Below are 15893 nucleotides of genomic sequence, written 5' to 3' on the forward strand. Positions count from 1 at the left end.
CGCCGTTCACAGCTCCAGCACGGCAAGGAGGTTATGGCCGGTCCGGCCGGTCTCGCGGAACCCGAGCTTCTCCAGGACCCGGCGGGACGCGAGGTTCCAGTCCCAGACCGTCGCCCGCAACCGCCGGTAGCCCGCTTCGCGAGCCCACGCGACGACGGCCTGGCCCGCCTCGGTAGCGTAGCCGCGACCGTGCGCCGCGCGCAGCAACTCGTAGGCCAGTTCCGGCTCGTCCCCGGCGAAGATGAGGCCGCAGTATCCGATGACCTCGGCAGTGTCCTTTCGTTCCACCGCAAGAAGTCCTGGATTCTCCGGCGTCCGCGCCGCGAGGTCCGCCACGGTCGGCCTGCCGTCGGGGGAAATCCGCCGGTGCGGCGGCACCCGCGGATCCCGTTCGGTCCACAGCTGGCGATAGACGGCGGCCTCGCTCGCGGTGCGACGCCGGAGGACGAGACGGCTGGTCTCCAATGACATCTCAACCCACCGTGACCACTCGCGCCCAATCCGGCGGGGTGTCCGGCCGGTAGTGGGGATTGTTCTCGTTCGCCCAGCTCTCCCGGGGGAACAGGCCCACGACGGTCCGGCAGGGCGGTCGTGCGCTGGGCCACGGGGTTGGCCCGTCGGTCAGTGCCACGATCACGTCCGGCCGCGGGCTGGTGCGCAGTGCGGTGGCGAACCCGGTGCGCAGATCCGTGCCACCGCCGCCCAGCAGTGGGATTCCCTCGGCGCTGCACAGCTGTCCCGTGACGTAGGCGGCGGCGTCGCACGACAGCACCGACACGAGATCGCGCCGGCCGCCGACCGCGCGGACGATCGCGGCGATTTCGAGGATCGCGCTCCCCAGTTCGGCGTCGCTCACCGAGGCGGAGGTGTCGACGATGACGCAGACGTTCGGCGGACGCCGGCGCAGGCTCGGCAGGACGACGCCGGGCAGGCTGGCGGATCGGCGCGCGGGCCTGCCGTAGGTGTAGTCCTCGCCGGCACCGGACATCGCCGACCGGAGCGCCGCGCCCAGCAGTTCCCGCCACGGCTGCGGCGGGTGGAATGCCTCCTGCGCCCAGCGTTTCCAGCCCGCCGGAACGTCGCCGGGACTGCCGTTGATGCCTTGCGCGACCCGGAATCGGACGGCATCTCGTTCCTGTTCGCTGAGCCCGTGCGCGCCGTCAGGCCCCAGCTCCCAGCCGCGCGCCAGCCCGTCCGCGCCGCTGCCGCAGTCGAGCCAGGCGTAACCGGCGGTGAAGGGCCCGAGCCGGAATTGGCCCAGGTAGTCCTCCATCAGCTCGCCCTCGCGCAACCTGAGCAGCGCCGGTTCGACCGCCCCTTCGGGCCGGGGCAGCCCGTCGCCGAACACGTCGTCGTTGATTTCGCAGTCCGCCGCGATGTTCATCCGCAACCGCTCCCCTGGCCCGGTCAGCTCGTGCTTCACGGCGTACCGGTCGCAGCGCCCGTGATGGTCGCGCAGCAGGTGCGAGACCTCGTGCACCCAGGCTCCGGCCAGCTCCTCCAGCGGAGTGCGGTCCACGAACGCCGGCGAAACGTAGCAGCGCCAGTGGCGGTCCACGCTCATCGTCGGCACTTGCCGCGACTCCACGGGGTGGAGGGCGAACAACGCCGTCGCCAGGTACGGCCGCTGCCGGACAGCGTGCAGCCGCGCGGCGAAAAGCTTCTCCTCGTCCATAATCATGAGCGCACACCCGCACGCCGTGACAGGGCCACCGCCCCGGACAGCCGCTCGATTTCCGCTGGCACCTGCCAATCGTCGCGGCGCAGCGCGGCCAGCGTCGAGGCGGGCACGACCACCAGATCCGGTGCGCCGGTTTCCAAGGCCAGCACCAGCAACGACCACGCCGCGTTCCAGCGAGACTCGTCCGGCCGGTTGCGCACCGCTTCCACGACCCCGTCGAGGACCGTCTGGCGCAGGTCGCCGCGTTCGGGCAGCACCGCCGCGCCGGGATCGGCGAGCAGGGTTTCCGGATCGGGCAGGTCCATCCGGTCCAGGCTGGCCAGCAGTTCCAGGCCCGGGCCGTCGCCGACCGTGCCGCGCACCAGCATGGACAGCACCTCCCGAGAGACGCCCGCCGCGGTGGCGAACGCGATCAGCCGCATCGTCATTTCCCAGCTGCGCGGGGAAGGCCACGGACCGCCGCGCCGGGCTTCGCTCTTCGGCAGTTGATGCACGAGCGCGGGCCGGGTGCCCAGCAGCCCGCAGACCGCGCGGCGGGCGAACGTCACGGCTTCGGGCAGCTGTCCCGGGTCCAGCCGCGGCAGCACCGCCTTCGGCCACGTCCCGCCCAGGCCGCGCACCACGACGTCGTGGTCGTAAGTCCACTGCAGATGGACGAACCGGTTGGCCAGCGGCGGGCTCAGCTCCCAGCCGTCGGCCGCGGACGACCGAGGGTTGGCGGCGGCCACGATCCGGATCCCCGGCGGCAGCCGCAGGGCGCCGACCCGCCGTTCGAGCACGACGCGCAGCAACGCGGCCTGGACGGCGGGCGGCGCGGTGGACAGCTCGTCCAGGAACAGGAGTCCCCGGCCCGCCCGCACCAGGCGCACGGCCCAGTCCGGCGGGGCCATCGGGACGCCTTGTTGCGCGGGATCGTCGCCGACCACCGGAAGGCCGGAGAAATCGGACGGCTCGTGCACGCTGGCGATCACCGTCGTCAGCGGCAGCTCAAGGGTCTCCGCCAGCTGGGTCAGCGCGGCGGTTTTGCCGATGCCGGGTTCGCCCCACAGCAGCACGGGCAGATCGGCGGATACGGCCAGCGTCAACGCTTCCAGCTGACTGTCGGCACGCGGTTCGGTCGTCGTGTCATCCAGCAGGGCGAGCAGATCAGCGGCGACGTCCAAGGGGCGGAAGGGCATGGTTTCAGTCAGTTTTGATCACCTTTCAGGTCGGGAGAGAGCGGCGGCGGGTGTCCGATGTGGACCGAGGCGGTCCGTAGCCGGTCAGTCCGGCTCGGTAGAGGCCGTGCAGTACTTGGCGGCGCGCGGCGGTTTCCAGTTCGTCGCGTAAGGCGCCGCTGCGCAGGAGTACGTCCGGTCCGAGCAGGTCTTCGACGGCGGCGAGGGCACCGGCGGTGTCGCCGTGGTCCAGCCGCGCGCGGACGTCCACGAGGTTTTCCGGATTTCGGTGTGCTTCGTCGATCGCGCGCAGGCACGGCAGTTCGGTGCCGCCCAGCGCGCCCAGGAGTTCTTCGCGGCGGATCTCGTCGGGGTCGTGGTCGAGCGGGACCAGCACGCCGTTCACCACGCCGATCCGATGCGTGGCCCCACGGCATTCGACGAGGCGATTCCTTGCCCCGTCAGGGTTTCTCGGCGCACGGGGCGGATGGCCGGGCCGAAGTGCCGACGCGACAAGCGGATGCAGCTGGTCGACGTCGATCAGCCCGGCGTGGAGCAGCTCCAGGTCAGGCAGGACCCACGTCGCGGCGTCCGGCAGGACCGGCATCGCCCGGGTCCGGTCTTCGGCTGCTCCGCCCACGTTCAGCGTCAGCCGCCGCCGGGAGGTGAGCCGCACGGCGACGAGGCCGGTCGTTCTCCCCTCCGCGCGCAGCAGCAGCGCCGCCTCGGCCATCCACCGGTCCATCGCTCCCGAACGTTCTCTCAACTCGCTCGTTCTGCGGGCGTCCCACAGGTGACGATGCAGGTCAAGGCGGTATCGGCGGTCCGGGCGCGGATGCGGATGAAGCCCCGGCGCGGACGGCGTCCACAACGCGAGGCTGATCCGCTGGCCCGCATCGGCCCACGCGGGCGGCGTGCGGGCGACGAGGTGGATCTCGCCGTACCGGGCCAGGGACACCGTGAGGCCGGGCCGCAGCAGGCCGTCCGGTGCGATGCGCGGGAAATGCCAGCGAAGCAGGTCCGGAGCCAGGTGCCGCAGATCGGCGCGGATCTGTGCGGCGACCGAGGAACCATGCGTGCGGCGCACGGTTCGCAGGTCCAGATCCACGTCGAAGCGCGCGGCGGCGCAGGCACCGGCCCAATCGCCGGCTGAGCGGCGGGCGGTCGCGGATTCGATCATCGGCGGCGGCACGGCGAATTCGCGCACGCGCGCCCAGAAACGCAGGCGGGGATTCTCGTTCGCGGGGAAAGTGCCCATCAGCACTCACCTGCGGCGAACGGAACCTCCGATCTGTTCGAGTAGGTGCTCATCACGATCAGCGTAGCAGGACGGCGGCCCGCGGGAGGCGGATCCGACGTGTCATATTCTGACACCCACGTGTTCCGCAGAGCGGTCAGCGGGCGTCACCAGGCGCGTCCGGGTCGTTACGGTCGGGGCACACGACAGGGAGGGAGTCCTGGTGACGGAACCGAAACGGCAGACCCTCACCGAGCGCCGGGCCGAGGAGCTGCGCATGAGCATCGCGCTCACCGCGCGCGACCTGTTCGTGGCCGAAGGCGATACGTCGGTCACTGTCGAACGGATCTGCGAGATCGTCGGGATCAACCCGCGGACGTTCCACCGGCATTTCCCGGTCAAGGAGGACGTGCTGATGCCGCTGCTGCGGCGCAGCGAGCGCGTCATCGTGCAGGGGCTGGAGGACGCTCCCGACGACGCGGACCCGATCGAGGTGCTCACGGCCGTCCTCACCACCGAGCTGAACCGGCGGCAGGTGCCCGAGTACGACCACCAGATCATGACGCTGATCGTCAACACCCCGCAGTACCGGCTCCGGTTCGTGGAATGGTGCGAGGGTCTCAGCGAAGCCGTGACCCGGTTCCTGGCGCGGTATTACGAACTCGACCCGGACCCGTTCCTGCGCGAACTTCCCGCGCTGCTGGTGATTCAGACCATGCGGCACTCGCTGACGCGATGGGTGCAAAGCGGCGGTTCGGACGATTTCAGCGACATCGAACGGTGGGATTCGCGCGGACTGCGGATGGCGTTGAGCGGGCTGACCCGGCTCAAGCCATAGGCGGCTATGCCAGGAACCTAAGCTGCGACGTGACACCGGGGTGACCGGATGCGCAGGTCCGTGAGGGCCTCCCGGAGGGAATCAGATTCCGTGAGGGTTCCCCTCACAGACGGCGAGGTTCAAGACCAGGAACTTCAGCTGCATCACCTCGCTGACCGTCAGCAAAGGACGCCAGCGCGACCGAAACGCTCGATTAATGCCCACATGACCGTGTCCGCGACGCACCCAAGGCCACATTGGGTGCGTCGCATGCACCCAATGTGGCATTGGGGGCGCTGACCCTCCCCGCCGAGCCACCGCAGTCCCGCCAGCCCCTGAGACCTGGGCAGCCACGCCTCAAACCGCACCCGTAGCTTCGCCTGAGTTCCTGGCGTGGGAATCTGATTCCCGCAAGGCTCCCCGCACTGACCTCAAATAGGGGTTACGAAGACGCGGCGTGGCTGGCGGCGATGTAGCCGTAAACGACGCCTTGGCCGATCGTCGCACCCGCGCCCGGATACGACGTGCCGAAGGCGTTGGCCGCGGTGTTTCCGATCGCGTAAAGGCCTTCGACGACTTCGCCGTCCTCGCGCAGGACGCGGGCGTGTTCGTCGGCGACCAGGCCGCCGCAGGTGCCGAGGTCGCTCAGGACGACCTTGACCGCGTAGTACGGGGCTCGGCGCAGCGGGGCCAGGTTCGGATTCGGGCCGATGGTCGGGTCGCCGTAGTAGCGGTCGTAGGCGCTGTTGCCACGGCCGAAATCGGGGTCCTTTCCGGTATCGGCGTGGTTGTTGAACTGGTGGAACGTCTCCTGGAACGCGGTTGCGGGGACTCCCATCGCGTTCGCGAGCGCACCGAGGTCGTCGGATTTGTGCGCGATTCCGGCGCGGTACCACGACTCCGGGATCGGCTGCCGGGGGAAGCAGCGGCCGGCCAGGATGTAGCTGTCGCGGTAGCGCTGGTCGAACACCAGCCACATCTCCTCGACCGGCGTGCCCGCTCGTTCGCGCGCCAGGATTTCCTGGCCGAACGACATGTAGTCGATCGCCTCGTTGATGAACCGTTTCCCGGTCTGGTCGACGATGAACGAACCGGGCAGCGACCGCTCGGCGAGCATGACCGCCGGGGCGCGGCCGGGCACCGGGGCGAACGCCGGGAACCACCAGGCCTGATCCATCAGCGCGATGCCCGCGCCGAGTTCCTGTCCGGCGAGGATGCCGTCGCCGGTGTTGCCTTCCGCCCCGAGGCTGGCGTGGTCGCCGAGGCGCGGGGACTGGAATTTGTGCCGTGCCTCGACATCGTGGTCGAAGCCGCCCGCGGCGAGGACCACGCCGCGGCGGGCTCGCACGGTGACCTCCTTGTCCCCCTGACGCAGCACGGCGCCGGAGACCCGGTCGTCGTCCTGGAGCAAGCGCACGAGAGTGGTCTCTGTCCACACGGGAATGCCCGCGCGCAGCACGCCCGCGAACATCCCGGCGGCGAGCGCTTGCCCGCCCGCGAGGTAGTCGCGGCCGATCAGCAGGCCGCCGATGCCGAGCGCGGCCCTGGCGAAAATCCGCGGCAGTGCCTTGAACGGCTTGCGCGCCACCAGGTTCATCCACTTGTAGTCCGCGCCGGTGACCGGCATCGGCACCGGGGCCTCCATCACGCCGGGACGGAGCCGGGGACGTTCGTCGCCGAGCACGGAAGCGTTGAACGGGCGGCATTCGCACGTCCGGCCTTCCGGACGGCCGCCGGGCTCCTCGGGGTGGTAGTCGGAGTAGCCCTTCGCCCAGAAGAAGCGCATGGGTGTGGTGCGGCGCAACATGTCCACCGCGGCGGCGCCGTGTTCGAGGTAGGCGCGCCCGCGTTCGGCCGGGGCCGAGTCTCCGACCACCGCGTTCAGGTACGTGCCCGCGTCAGCGACCGCGCGTGGTCCACGCTCGGACAACGCGGCGTTGCCCGGGATCCAGAACGCGCCGCCGGAGCGCGCGGTCGACCCGCCGACGTAGCTGGTCTTTTCGACGACCAAAGTGGACAGTCCGCGTTCATGGGCGGCCAGTGCGGCGGCCATTCCGGTTCCCGAGCCGACGACGAGGAGGTCGACCGTCGTGTCCTTGGCCGGTACGAGCGCGGGCATTTTCTTCTTCATGTCCTTCGGGCTCCACTTCGTTAGCGGCCGAGGAATGCCAGGACGGTGGCTTCCCAGGCGGCCTTCTGTTCGATCATGACCCAGTGCCCGCAGTTCGGGAAGACGTGTACCTCGCCCTGGGGAAGGACGCGCATCGGGAGCAGCGCCATGTCTACCGGGCTGACTCGGTCGTCGCGGCCCCAGGTGACCAGGGTGGGGAGGTCCAACCGGCGCAGTTGCGCCCACGGCGGGGTGGTGTCCGCGCTGCGCGCCATGCGGGCGAGTGCCGCCGCGCCGTACATCCGGCGGGAGTTCTCCAGCGTCGCGGGGTCCGTGGCCTGCTGCCAGCGATCCTCGATCATCTCTTCGGTGACCAGGGCCTGGTCGTAGACCATCGAACGCAGCCAGGCGACCAGCGCCTCGCGGGTCGGGTTCTCGACGAACTCGCTGAGCCGGACGATTCCTTCTCCTGGCTGGGCACTGAAAATCGGCGTGCCGATGCCGCCGACCGTGACCAGCCGGTCGATGCGTTCGGGAGCCGAAAGCGCGTAGTTCGTCGCGACGAAGCCGCCCATCGAGTTGCCGACGACGCGCACGCGGTCGAGCCCGAGACCGTCGAGGAACGCGCCCACGGCGGTCCCGGCGGACTGCATCGGATGGACGGCGCCGAAGTCGTCGCTGACGCCGAAGCCGGGGAACTCCAGCACGAACGTGCGGTAGTGCTGGGCGAAGGCGGGCAGGTTGGCGCCGAAGTTGCGCCAGCCGGTCACGCCGGGTCCGGAACCGTGCAGCAGCACCAAAGGCGGGCCGTCGCCGCTTTCCCGGTAGCGCAGGACTCCGTGTTCGGTGGGCAGTTCGAGCAGTTCGGGCGTCATGGCTCGACCTTGCCAGCGGAACCGGTGCCGGTCCGGTGGCTTTCCCGATCAGCGGACACGTCCATACCGGCCGCGGAAGAAGACCAGCGGCGCGAGGTCCGAGGACTGCAGGTGCCGGACCCGGGAGACTACGATCGTGTGATCGCCCGCCGGATGCTCGGTGTCCAGTTCGGCTTCGATCCACGCCAGGGAATCGGCGACCACTGGCGCGCCTGCGGGCGACGGGGTCCAGTCGATTCCGGCGAACTTGTCGGCGCCGCGCGCTGCCAGACGGCGGCAGATCGCTTCCTGGGCTTCGGAAAGGATGCTGATCGCGTAGCAGCCCGCGGCCCGCACTCGCGGCCAGGAGGTGCTGGTGGCGGCCGCGCAGAATGCGACCAGTGGCGGGTCTAGGGAGACCGAGGTGAAGGAGTTCGCGGCCAGTCCGGTGGGCTCGCCCGTGTCCGGGTCGATTCCGGCGATCGCTACTACCCCGGTGGCGAAGTGGCCGAGCACGGATCGCAGGTGCGTGGGGTCCGCTGTGGACGACGTCATCGAGCCGCCGCCGCGCGTCCGGCTCGGCGTCCGTAGAAGCTGCCGTCTCCCAGCGACGCTCCGCTGACGTAACCGCCGGTGCAGATGCCCGCTGTGCAGCGGCCGGCCGCGAAGAGGCCCGGGATCGGTGTCCCGGACACGTGCAGCACCCGCGAGTCCAGGTCGGTCCGGAGTCCGCCCAGCGGGAAGCCGGCGGTGGCGCCCCGCAGGTCGAAGGCGGCGACCGCGCCGGTGAGCGGGCGCAGCCACTGCGGTTTCTTGCCGAACAGCGGGTCCCGGCCTTGTGCCGCATACCTGTTGTAGACCTCGACCGTGGTCTGCAGCGCCAGTTCCGGCAGGCCCATGTCGGCCTCCAGTTCGGCGACGGTCTCCGCGGCCCACGTCGGCGGGACGCGGAAGACGGGCGTGGCGGTCTCGGTCGCGAGGGCTTCCTCGTGGGCCTGTTCGTCGATCACCAGGAACGCCTGATTGTCCTGGTGAAACAGCGTCGCCTGGCCGATCCGGCCGGGGTAGGTGTCCTCGGTGACGTACCGCTGGCCTTGGCCGTTGACGAGAATGCCGCGCGCCAGCAGCTGCGGATCGCCGAAGAAGGCCACCTCGGTCGCGTCCATGTGCGCGGTGGCCGCGCCGAACGCGGTGGCGGCGAGGATGCCGGCGCCGTCGTGTTCCTCGATCGCGGCTCCCGGACGGCCGATCAGCTGTGGCGCGTGGTCGGCGACCATCCGCTCGGAGTAGGCGAATCCGCCGGTCGCGAGGACCACGCCGAGATCGGCTCGTACGGCGATGTCCTGGCCGTAGCGCCTGGCGAGCACGCCGACGACTCGCTCGCCGTCCACGATCAGACGGCTCAGGCGGACGTCATACGCGACCCGGACACCGAGCGCTTCGGCGGTCTCCGCGAGCGGTTTCATCAGCATGTAACCGCCGCCCCGCTCGCCGGTGCGCTTGTTGCGCATCTGCGGCACGTGCCCGCGTGGGGCGGGGCTGGCGACGGTGTTGAACGGGGCCGCGTTCTCGCCGCCGGAGTAGGCCAGGCCTTCGTCGTGCGGCGGTTCCCAGCCGGGCTCGTCCCAGAGCGCTTCGCGGAAGGGGACGCCGTTGGCCACCAGCCAGTCGTAGTGTTCCAGGCTGCTGCGGCAGTAGTCGGCGATCTTGGCTTCGTCCGCGCCGGGGCCGACGGCCGCGAGCAGGAACTTTTCCATGTTCTCCGCGGTGTCCTCGAACCCGAGGGCCCGCTGGAGCGGAGTGCCGCCGCCGAGGTACACGAACCCGCCCGCCAAGGCCGCCGCGCCGCCCCAGCCGCTGGTGCGTTCCAGGATCAGCACCTGTGCGCCGGACCTCGCCGCTTCGATGGCCGCGGACACGCCAGCGATGCCGTAGCCGGCGACCACCACGTCCGCGGCCTCGTGCCATTCGGCGATCGAGGCCGCCGGAGCCGGGCGCAGGTTGTCGGTCGTCATGGATGAGTCCTTCCTTGTTGCGGGGCCGCCGTCCTTCACGGACATGAATTCCCATGCCAGGGCTGGCGGGAGGCGGGAGCGGGGGCTGGTCGTCCGTGAGGGGAACCTTCACGGAATCTGATTCCCTCAGGGTGCCCCTCACGGACCTTCGAATGTGATCATTCGGGTATCAATCGGGCGATTCGGCAGCTCTGGCGTCCTTTGTGGATAGTCAGCGGCCGTGAGGGGTCCCTTCATCCCTCAAGGAGTCCTTCACGGACCTTGAGGCCAGGAGGTCCCGCATCAGCTGCCAGAGCTTCTCGCGCGCGGGTTCGGTCAGGGACAACGCCGGGATCGTCAGGAAACCGTGGAACAAGCCCTCGAACCGGAGCGCGTTGACCGCCACTCCGGCTTCGCGCAGGCGGCGGGCGTAGTCGTCTCCGGAGGTGCACAGCGGGTCCAGCTCCGCGGTCGCGACTACTGCGGGCGGGAGGTCCGCAAGCGACTCGGCCCGGGTCGGCACCAGGTACGGGCTGTCGGTTCCGTTCGGCGCGTATTGCGCCCAGTACCAGCGCATGGCGGTCTCGGTGTTGTAGTAGCCCTCGCCGTAGTGCCGGTAGGACTCGGTGGCGAAATCGTCGTCGATCACCGGGTACAGCAGGACTTGACCGGCGATGCGCGGGCCGCCGCGGTCGCGCGCCGCGAGGCAGACCGTGGCGGCCAGGTTGCCTCCGGCGCTGTCGCCCGCCACGCCGATTCGGGCTGGGTCTCCCCCGTAATCAGCGGCGTGTTCCGTGGCCCAGACCAGCGCCGCGTACAGGTCTTCCATCGCTGCCGGGCCGGGGTGTTCGGGTGCGAGCCGGTAGTCGACGGCGAGCACCACGGCCTCGACGGAGGCGGCCATGGAGCGGCAGAACTCGTCGTGACTGTCGAGGTCGCAGAACACGAAACCGCCGCCGTGCGCGAAGACGAGCACTGGGAGGGGCGTTTCGTGGTGCGGCACGTAGATCCGCAGCTTCAGGTCGCCGCCGGGGCCGGGGATGACGTGGTCTTCAGCGATCCGCATCGCGGGCTGCCGGGTCAGCGGTGCCCGACGGGAACGGATGATCTCGCGTAGCTTGGCGGGGTCGTACTGGGTCACGTCCGGCAAAGCCAGCTCGGCGAGCATGGCTTTCACCTCGGCGCTCGCGGGATCACCGAGGACGAAACCCCGGTAGCCGTCGGCCGCGATCTCGTCGCAGATCGCGCGGTATTTGCCGAGGCCGCCGATGTAGGGCATGAACACCCGGGGTTTGCCGGGGATGTTCGCGCCCAGGTACCAGGAGTTGGCCGTCGGGAACAAGGTCGCCGCCGCGTTGGCGTTGCATTCGGCCACCCACGCGGTGACGGCGTCTTCGGTCGCTTCGATCGTCGTGACGCCGTTGTCGTCGAGGAAGTCCAAACAGGACGCGATCCAGTCCACGTGTTGTTCTGCGGTCAGCACCATGTTCGCCAGGACGCTCGGGCTGCCGGGGCCGGAAACGAGGAACATGTTGGGGAATCCGGCCACCGTCAGGCCGAGGTAGGTGCGCGGGCCCGCCGACCATTCGTCGCGCAGCGTGCGCCCGTCGCGGCCGCGGATATCGATCCTCGACAACGAGCCCGTCATGGCGTCGAAGCCGGTGGCGAACACCAGCATGTCCAGTTCGTGGAGCGTGTCCTCCGTGCGGACGCCCTGCGGGGTGATCTCGGTGATCGGGGTGCGCCGAAGATTCACGAGCGTGACGTTTTCGCGGTTGTAAGCCTCGAAATAGCCGCTGTCGGTGACGATGCGTTTCGTGCCGATCGGATGGTCGTCCGGGATGAGCTGTTCGGCGAGGTCCGGGTCGTGCACGAGTTCGCGGATCTTGGCTTCGACGTATTCGCGGGCGGTGTCGTTGGCGGCGAGATTCGTCGTCTGGTCCGGGAATGCCTTGGCGAACAGGTATCCGCCGCGTTCCCACCACTGGTCGTAGATCCGGGTCCGTTCGGCGGCGTCGACTTCGAGCGCACCGCGCGGATGCGGGCTGGTGGGCGTGCCGCCGCCGCTGATCCTCGACAATCGCCGCCGTTCGGGATAACTGGCTTTGATTTCGGCGACGTATTCCGGAGTCAGCGGGTGGTTGCGGGCGGGAATCGAATAGTTGGGACTGCGCTGGAAAACCGTCACGTGCGCGGCGGTTTCGGCGATCACCGGAATCGCCTGGATCCCGGACGAGCCGGTCCCGATCACGCCGACCCGCTTGCCCGCGAACTCCACGGGCTCGTGCGGCCAGGCGCCGGTGTGGTACAGCTCGCCCGCGAAGCTGTCCCGGCCGGGAAGGTCCGGCATATTGGTGGCGGACAGGACACCCGTTGCCAGCACGAGGAAACGCGCGTCGACGGTCCGGCCGGTGTCGGTGCGGACCGTCCACCGCCCGTCGTACTCCGCGCCGGTCACCCGGGTCGAGAACTCGTAGGCCGAACGCAGATCGTGGCGATCGGCGACGTGGTCGAGATACCGCAGGATCTCTTCCTGTTCCGCGAACCGCTCGCTCCACGTCCATTCCTGTTGCAGTTCTTCGTCGAACGAGTACGAGTAGTCGATGCTTTCGACGTCGCAGCGGGCACCCAGATACCGGTTGTGGTACCAGGTGCCGCCCACCCCGGCCGCGCTGTCGAAGCCCCGCACGCGCATGCCGCGGCCGCGGAGTTTGTACACCGCGTAAAGACCGGCGACCCCGGCCCCGACGACGACTGCGTCGAAAGAGTTTTCCACGATAGTCCCTCGTTCAGTCGTCCGCGGCGGCTTGTTTCATTTCCTTCATCCAGAGCCATTCGTGGCCCCAGTAGCTGTCCGCGGTGATTTCCTCGGCGGTGTAATAGCTTTCGTCGACGAGCTGGCCGCCGTAGCCGTACTCGATGTCCCAGCCGCCGGGGACGCGCACGTAGAACGAGATCATCTTGTCGTTGGTGTGCCGGCCCAGCGTGGACGAAACCGGGAAATCGCGGGCCATGACCTGGTCGTAGGCGCGGCCGACCGCGTCGAGCGAGTCGACCTCCACCATCACGTGGATCAGGCCGGGGTCGCGGCCCTCCAGGCTCGGCATGATCGCCAGGCTGTGGTGGCGCTGGTTGATCCCGAGGAACCGGATGCGCAGCGGACCGGCTTCGGGCGGCCCCGGCATCCGGAACGCGCCGCGCGACAGGAAGCCCAGCGTCTCGGTGTAGAAGGCGAAGGACTCGTCGAAGCTGGTGGTCGGCATGACCACGTGGCCGAGGCCCTGCGGTCCGGTCACGAACTGGTGGGCGTATTTGGTCACCACCGGGCTGTGTTCGAGCACCGGACCGTGGAAGAACTCGAGCGGCGTGCCGCCCGGGTCCTTGGCGCCGAAGCCGGCTTCGACCTTGCGCCGGTCCGCCAACTCCTGCGACATCGGCGTGCACTCCACCCCGGCGTCTTCGAGCGTCGCCCGGAGCTTGCGCAATGCCGGCGCGTCACGGACCTCCCAGCCGACCGCCGTCACGCGGTCCGCGTCACCGTGCTCGACGGTGATCCGGGACGGGCGTTCGTCCATCCGGAAGTGCAGCGCGTCCTTCTCGTCGCCGAAGCCCGGGGCGAACCCGAGCACGTCGAAGCCGAGTTCGCGCCAGCGCTCCAGATCGGTGGCGATGACCCGGACGTAGCCGAGTGCCTTTATTTCGCTCATTTTCGAGGTCCTTTCTTCAGATCATTACCCGCAGCGGACCCTGCGGGACTTCGACGCCCAACGACGCCAACGCAGCGGCGTGGTAAGTAGTGCTGGTCACATGAATCGCGTGGTGCAAGCCCGCGTGCGCGTCCCGCCAGAACCGCTGCAACGGATTGTCCATCCGCAACGCATTCCCACCCGCCCGATCGAAAACCTCGTCCGCCGCGCGCACCGCTCGCCACGCTGCCCGCGCCTGATCCCGGCGGACCTGAGCACGCGTGGCAAAGTCGATCTCCTCGCCGCGATCGACCATGTCCCACACACGGTCCACATTGGACAGAAGCTGCTGACGGGCGGCGTCGATCTCCGAGGCCGAATCGCTCAGCGCGTGCAGCACGTACGGATCATCCTTGACGAGGGTGCCGGTCGCGCCGACGCGGTTGCGCTGGTAGCCGATCCCGGCGGCCAGCACGCCCTCGCAGATCCCGATGGTGGCCGAGGTGATGCCCAGCGGGAAAATCGTCGACCAGGGCATCTTGTACAGCGTCTCGGTGACGCCGTACTCCTTCGCCGCGCTGCCGTCGATGACCTCGTCCGCGTCCATCACCCGGTAGGCCGGGACGAACGCGTCCTTCACCACGATGTCCTTGCTGCCGGTGCCGCGCAGACCGACGACGTCCCAGGAACCGTCGATGATCTCGTAATCCGAGCGCGGCAGGATCACGTGCATGCTGTGCGGCGGCAGCAGCGGCTGGCCGTCTTGGCCGCCGAGCATGGCACCGAGGAAGATCCAGTCGCAGTGGTCGGTTCCCGACGAAAACTGCCAGCGGCCGTTCAGCACGAAGCCGCCGTCCGCCGGGACCGCCACGCCGGCGGGCATGTACGGCGACGCCTGCCAGGTGTCGGTGTCGTCGCCCAGGATTTCCTCCTGCACCTTCGGATCGGCGAAGGCGAGCTGCCACGGGTGGACCCCGACGATGCCGCCCACCCAGCCCGCCGACCCGTAGATGCTCGCGGTCTTCATGACCGTCTCGGCGAACTCGCGCGGGTGCGCTTCGTAACCGTTGTACTTCTTGCGCTGCAGCAAACGGATGATGCCCGCCTGCTTGAGCCGCTTCGCCATGTCGCCGGGCAGCCTGCCGAGCGATTCGCCTTCGTCGGCGCCGGCGCGGAGGTCGTCGGCGATCGCCTCGATGTTTTCGAGCACTGATTTCGGCATAGGGGCTCCTTTTCGCAGTGGGTCGAGCTTGGGGAACAGCACGTTCAGTACTCGATGGCGATCTCGCCGCTGACCGGTTCCGCCTGGCACGCCAGGACATAGCCCTCGGCCAGATCGTCCTCGGTGAGGATCTCGTTGCGCGCCAGGTTCACTTTGCCTTCCGTCAGCGCGCACACGCACGCGCTGCAGGCGCCTTCCCGGCACGAGTACGGCGCGTCGAGACCCGCGGCCAAGAGCGCGTCGAGCAGTTTCTGCCCGGTTGCCCATGGCACGACGTGGTCGTCGCCGTCGAGGGAGACTCGCACGGTGCAGACCACCGAACCGGGTTCCGCCGCCTCGACGGCGAACGGATCTTGCTGCAGCGAAAGAAATCTCTCCGTGTGCACCCGGCTGCCGGGGATTCCGGCGCGGGCGCAGACGTCCGCCGCCAGTTCCATCAGCGGCTCCGGTCCGCAGAGGTAGACGTCGCGGTCGGCGAACGGGCGCAGCAGCACCGCCAGCTGGTGCCGGGTGGGATAGCCCTGCAGAGATTCCAGCAGGTGGAGCACCGTGAAGCGATCGGGGAACCGGCGTTCCAGCGCGGCCAGTTCGGCGGCGAAGATCACCGACTTCTCGTCCCGGTTCGCGTAGATCAGCACAACCTCGCCGCGGCCGCCGAACAGGATCGACTTCGCGATGGCGATCACTGGTGTGACCCCGCTGCCGCCCGCGAGCAGCACCACGGACCGGTCCAGCGACGCGGGCGAGAACGTCCCGGCGGGCGGGAGGACGTCGAGTTCGTCCCCGGCCGCGACCGTGTCGCACAGCCAGTTGGAGCCGCGCCCGCCCCGCACGCGCTTGACGGTGAACTTCATCGCCCGGTCGCTGTGCGGCGAACTCGACAGCGAGTAGCACCGGGCTCCGGCGTCGGGCACCCGGACGGTCAGGAACTGCCCCGCCCGGTAGTCGAACGCGGCTTCCCCGACCGGCTCCACGACGAACGAGCGCGCGTCGGCCGTCTCCTCGACGACGTCGGTCACCCGGACCCGGCTCCCGCGCGAACCCGGCGCCGTCTCGCGGCCGGTACTCGTTTCGGTGGACATCCAGCCTCCTGGTCGTCGTCGCCCGCCGGGAACGGTAGAACCGCATCCGGCGC

General features: G+C 69.4%; 13 protein-coding genes. 1 reads left to right on the forward strand and 12 read right to left on the reverse strand.

Translation table 11 applies throughout. The annotated features are described in order from the left end of the window. Positions 1 to 6 precede the first annotated feature (6 nt). Genes RPX00_RS42260 through RPX00_RS42275 form a run of 4 tightly spaced genes read right to left on the reverse strand, consistent with a single transcriptional unit; the run spans position 7 to position 4096 of the window. Positions 7 to 471: a GNAT family N-acetyltransferase gene (locus RPX00_RS42260; protein WP_406634199.1), complete on the reverse strand. Its 465-nt coding sequence runs from the start codon at positions 469 to 471 to the stop codon at positions 7 to 9. A 1-nt stretch (position 472) separates the two neighbouring features. Next, complete coding sequence (locus RPX00_RS42265; RefSeq protein WP_406634201.1) at positions 473 to 1675, reverse strand: DUF2201 family putative metallopeptidase; 1203 nt, start codon at positions 1673 to 1675, stop codon at positions 473 to 475. A gap of 2 nt (positions 1676 to 1677) precedes the next feature. Then, positions 1678 to 2859 carry an AAA family ATPase gene (locus tag RPX00_RS42270; protein ID WP_406634203.1) on the reverse strand — a complete coding sequence of 394 codons (1182 nt, stop codon included), beginning with the start codon at positions 2857 to 2859 and terminating at the stop codon, positions 1678 to 1680. Positions 2860 to 2884: 25 nt separating this feature from the next. Beyond that, the gene (locus RPX00_RS42275) at positions 2885 to 4096 is read right to left on the reverse strand and encodes a hypothetical protein (RefSeq protein WP_406634205.1); all 1212 of its coding nucleotides are present in this window, start codon (positions 4094 to 4096) and stop codon (positions 2885 to 2887) included. A 202-nt stretch (positions 4097 to 4298) separates the two neighbouring features. Between RPX00_RS42275 and RPX00_RS42280 the strand changes: the two genes are divergently transcribed. Then, positions 4299 to 4913: a TetR/AcrR family transcriptional regulator gene (locus RPX00_RS42280; protein ID WP_406634207.1), complete on the forward strand. Its 615-nt coding sequence runs from the start codon at positions 4299 to 4301 to the stop codon at positions 4911 to 4913. A gap of 421 nt (positions 4914 to 5334) precedes the next feature. On the opposite strand, the gene RPX00_RS42285 is transcribed toward RPX00_RS42280, so the two are convergent. The 8 genes from RPX00_RS42285 to RPX00_RS42320 all read right to left on the reverse strand — a co-directional run bounded on the left by RPX00_RS42285 (position 5335) and on the right by RPX00_RS42320 (position 15840). Next, on the reverse strand, positions 5335 to 7023 hold the full coding sequence (locus RPX00_RS42285; RefSeq protein WP_406634209.1) for a 3-ketosteroid-delta-1-dehydrogenase: 1689 nt from the start codon (positions 7021 to 7023) through the stop codon (positions 5335 to 5337). Positions 7024 to 7043: 20 nt separating this feature from the next. Next, positions 7044 to 7877, reverse strand: coding sequence for an alpha/beta fold hydrolase (locus RPX00_RS42290; RefSeq protein ID WP_406634211.1), 834 nt, complete (start codon positions 7875 to 7877; stop codon positions 7044 to 7046). A 48-nt stretch (positions 7878 to 7925) separates the two neighbouring features. Beyond that, positions 7926 to 8411 (reverse strand): flavin reductase family protein, encoded by a 486-nt coding sequence (locus RPX00_RS42295; RefSeq protein WP_406634213.1) that lies wholly within the window; start codon positions 8409 to 8411, stop codon positions 7926 to 7928. Then, positions 8408 to 9871, reverse strand: a complete 1464-nt coding sequence (locus tag RPX00_RS42300) for an FAD-dependent oxidoreductase (RefSeq protein WP_406634215.1) — start codon at positions 9869 to 9871, stop codon at positions 8408 to 8410. Before RPX00_RS42300 ends, RPX00_RS42295 begins: the two co-directional genes overlap by 4 nt. A gap of 211 nt (positions 9872 to 10082) precedes the next feature. Beyond that, the gene (locus RPX00_RS42305) at positions 10083 to 12626 is read right to left on the reverse strand and encodes a flavin-containing monooxygenase (protein ID WP_406634217.1); all 2544 of its coding nucleotides are present in this window, start codon (positions 12624 to 12626) and stop codon (positions 10083 to 10085) included. A gap of 13 nt (positions 12627 to 12639) precedes the next feature. After that, positions 12640 to 13557, reverse strand: coding sequence for a VOC family protein (locus tag RPX00_RS42310; protein ID WP_406634219.1), 918 nt, complete (start codon positions 13555 to 13557; stop codon positions 12640 to 12642). A 16-nt stretch (positions 13558 to 13573) separates the two neighbouring features. Next, the gene (locus RPX00_RS42315; protein WP_406634221.1) at positions 13574 to 14758 is read right to left on the reverse strand and encodes an acyl-CoA dehydrogenase family protein; all 1185 of its coding nucleotides are present in this window, start codon (positions 14756 to 14758) and stop codon (positions 13574 to 13576) included. Between the two features lie 44 nt (positions 14759 to 14802). After that, entirely contained in the window at positions 14803 to 15840 is a 1038-nt protein-coding gene (locus tag RPX00_RS42320) for a 2Fe-2S iron-sulfur cluster-binding protein (protein WP_406634223.1), read from the reverse strand. Between the last annotated feature and the right edge of the window lie 53 nt (positions 15841 to 15893).

The sequence above is a fragment of the Amycolatopsis sp. WGS_07 genome, assembly GCF_045278895.1.
Lineage (GTDB): Bacteria > Actinomycetota > Actinomycetes > Mycobacteriales > Pseudonocardiaceae > Amycolatopsis.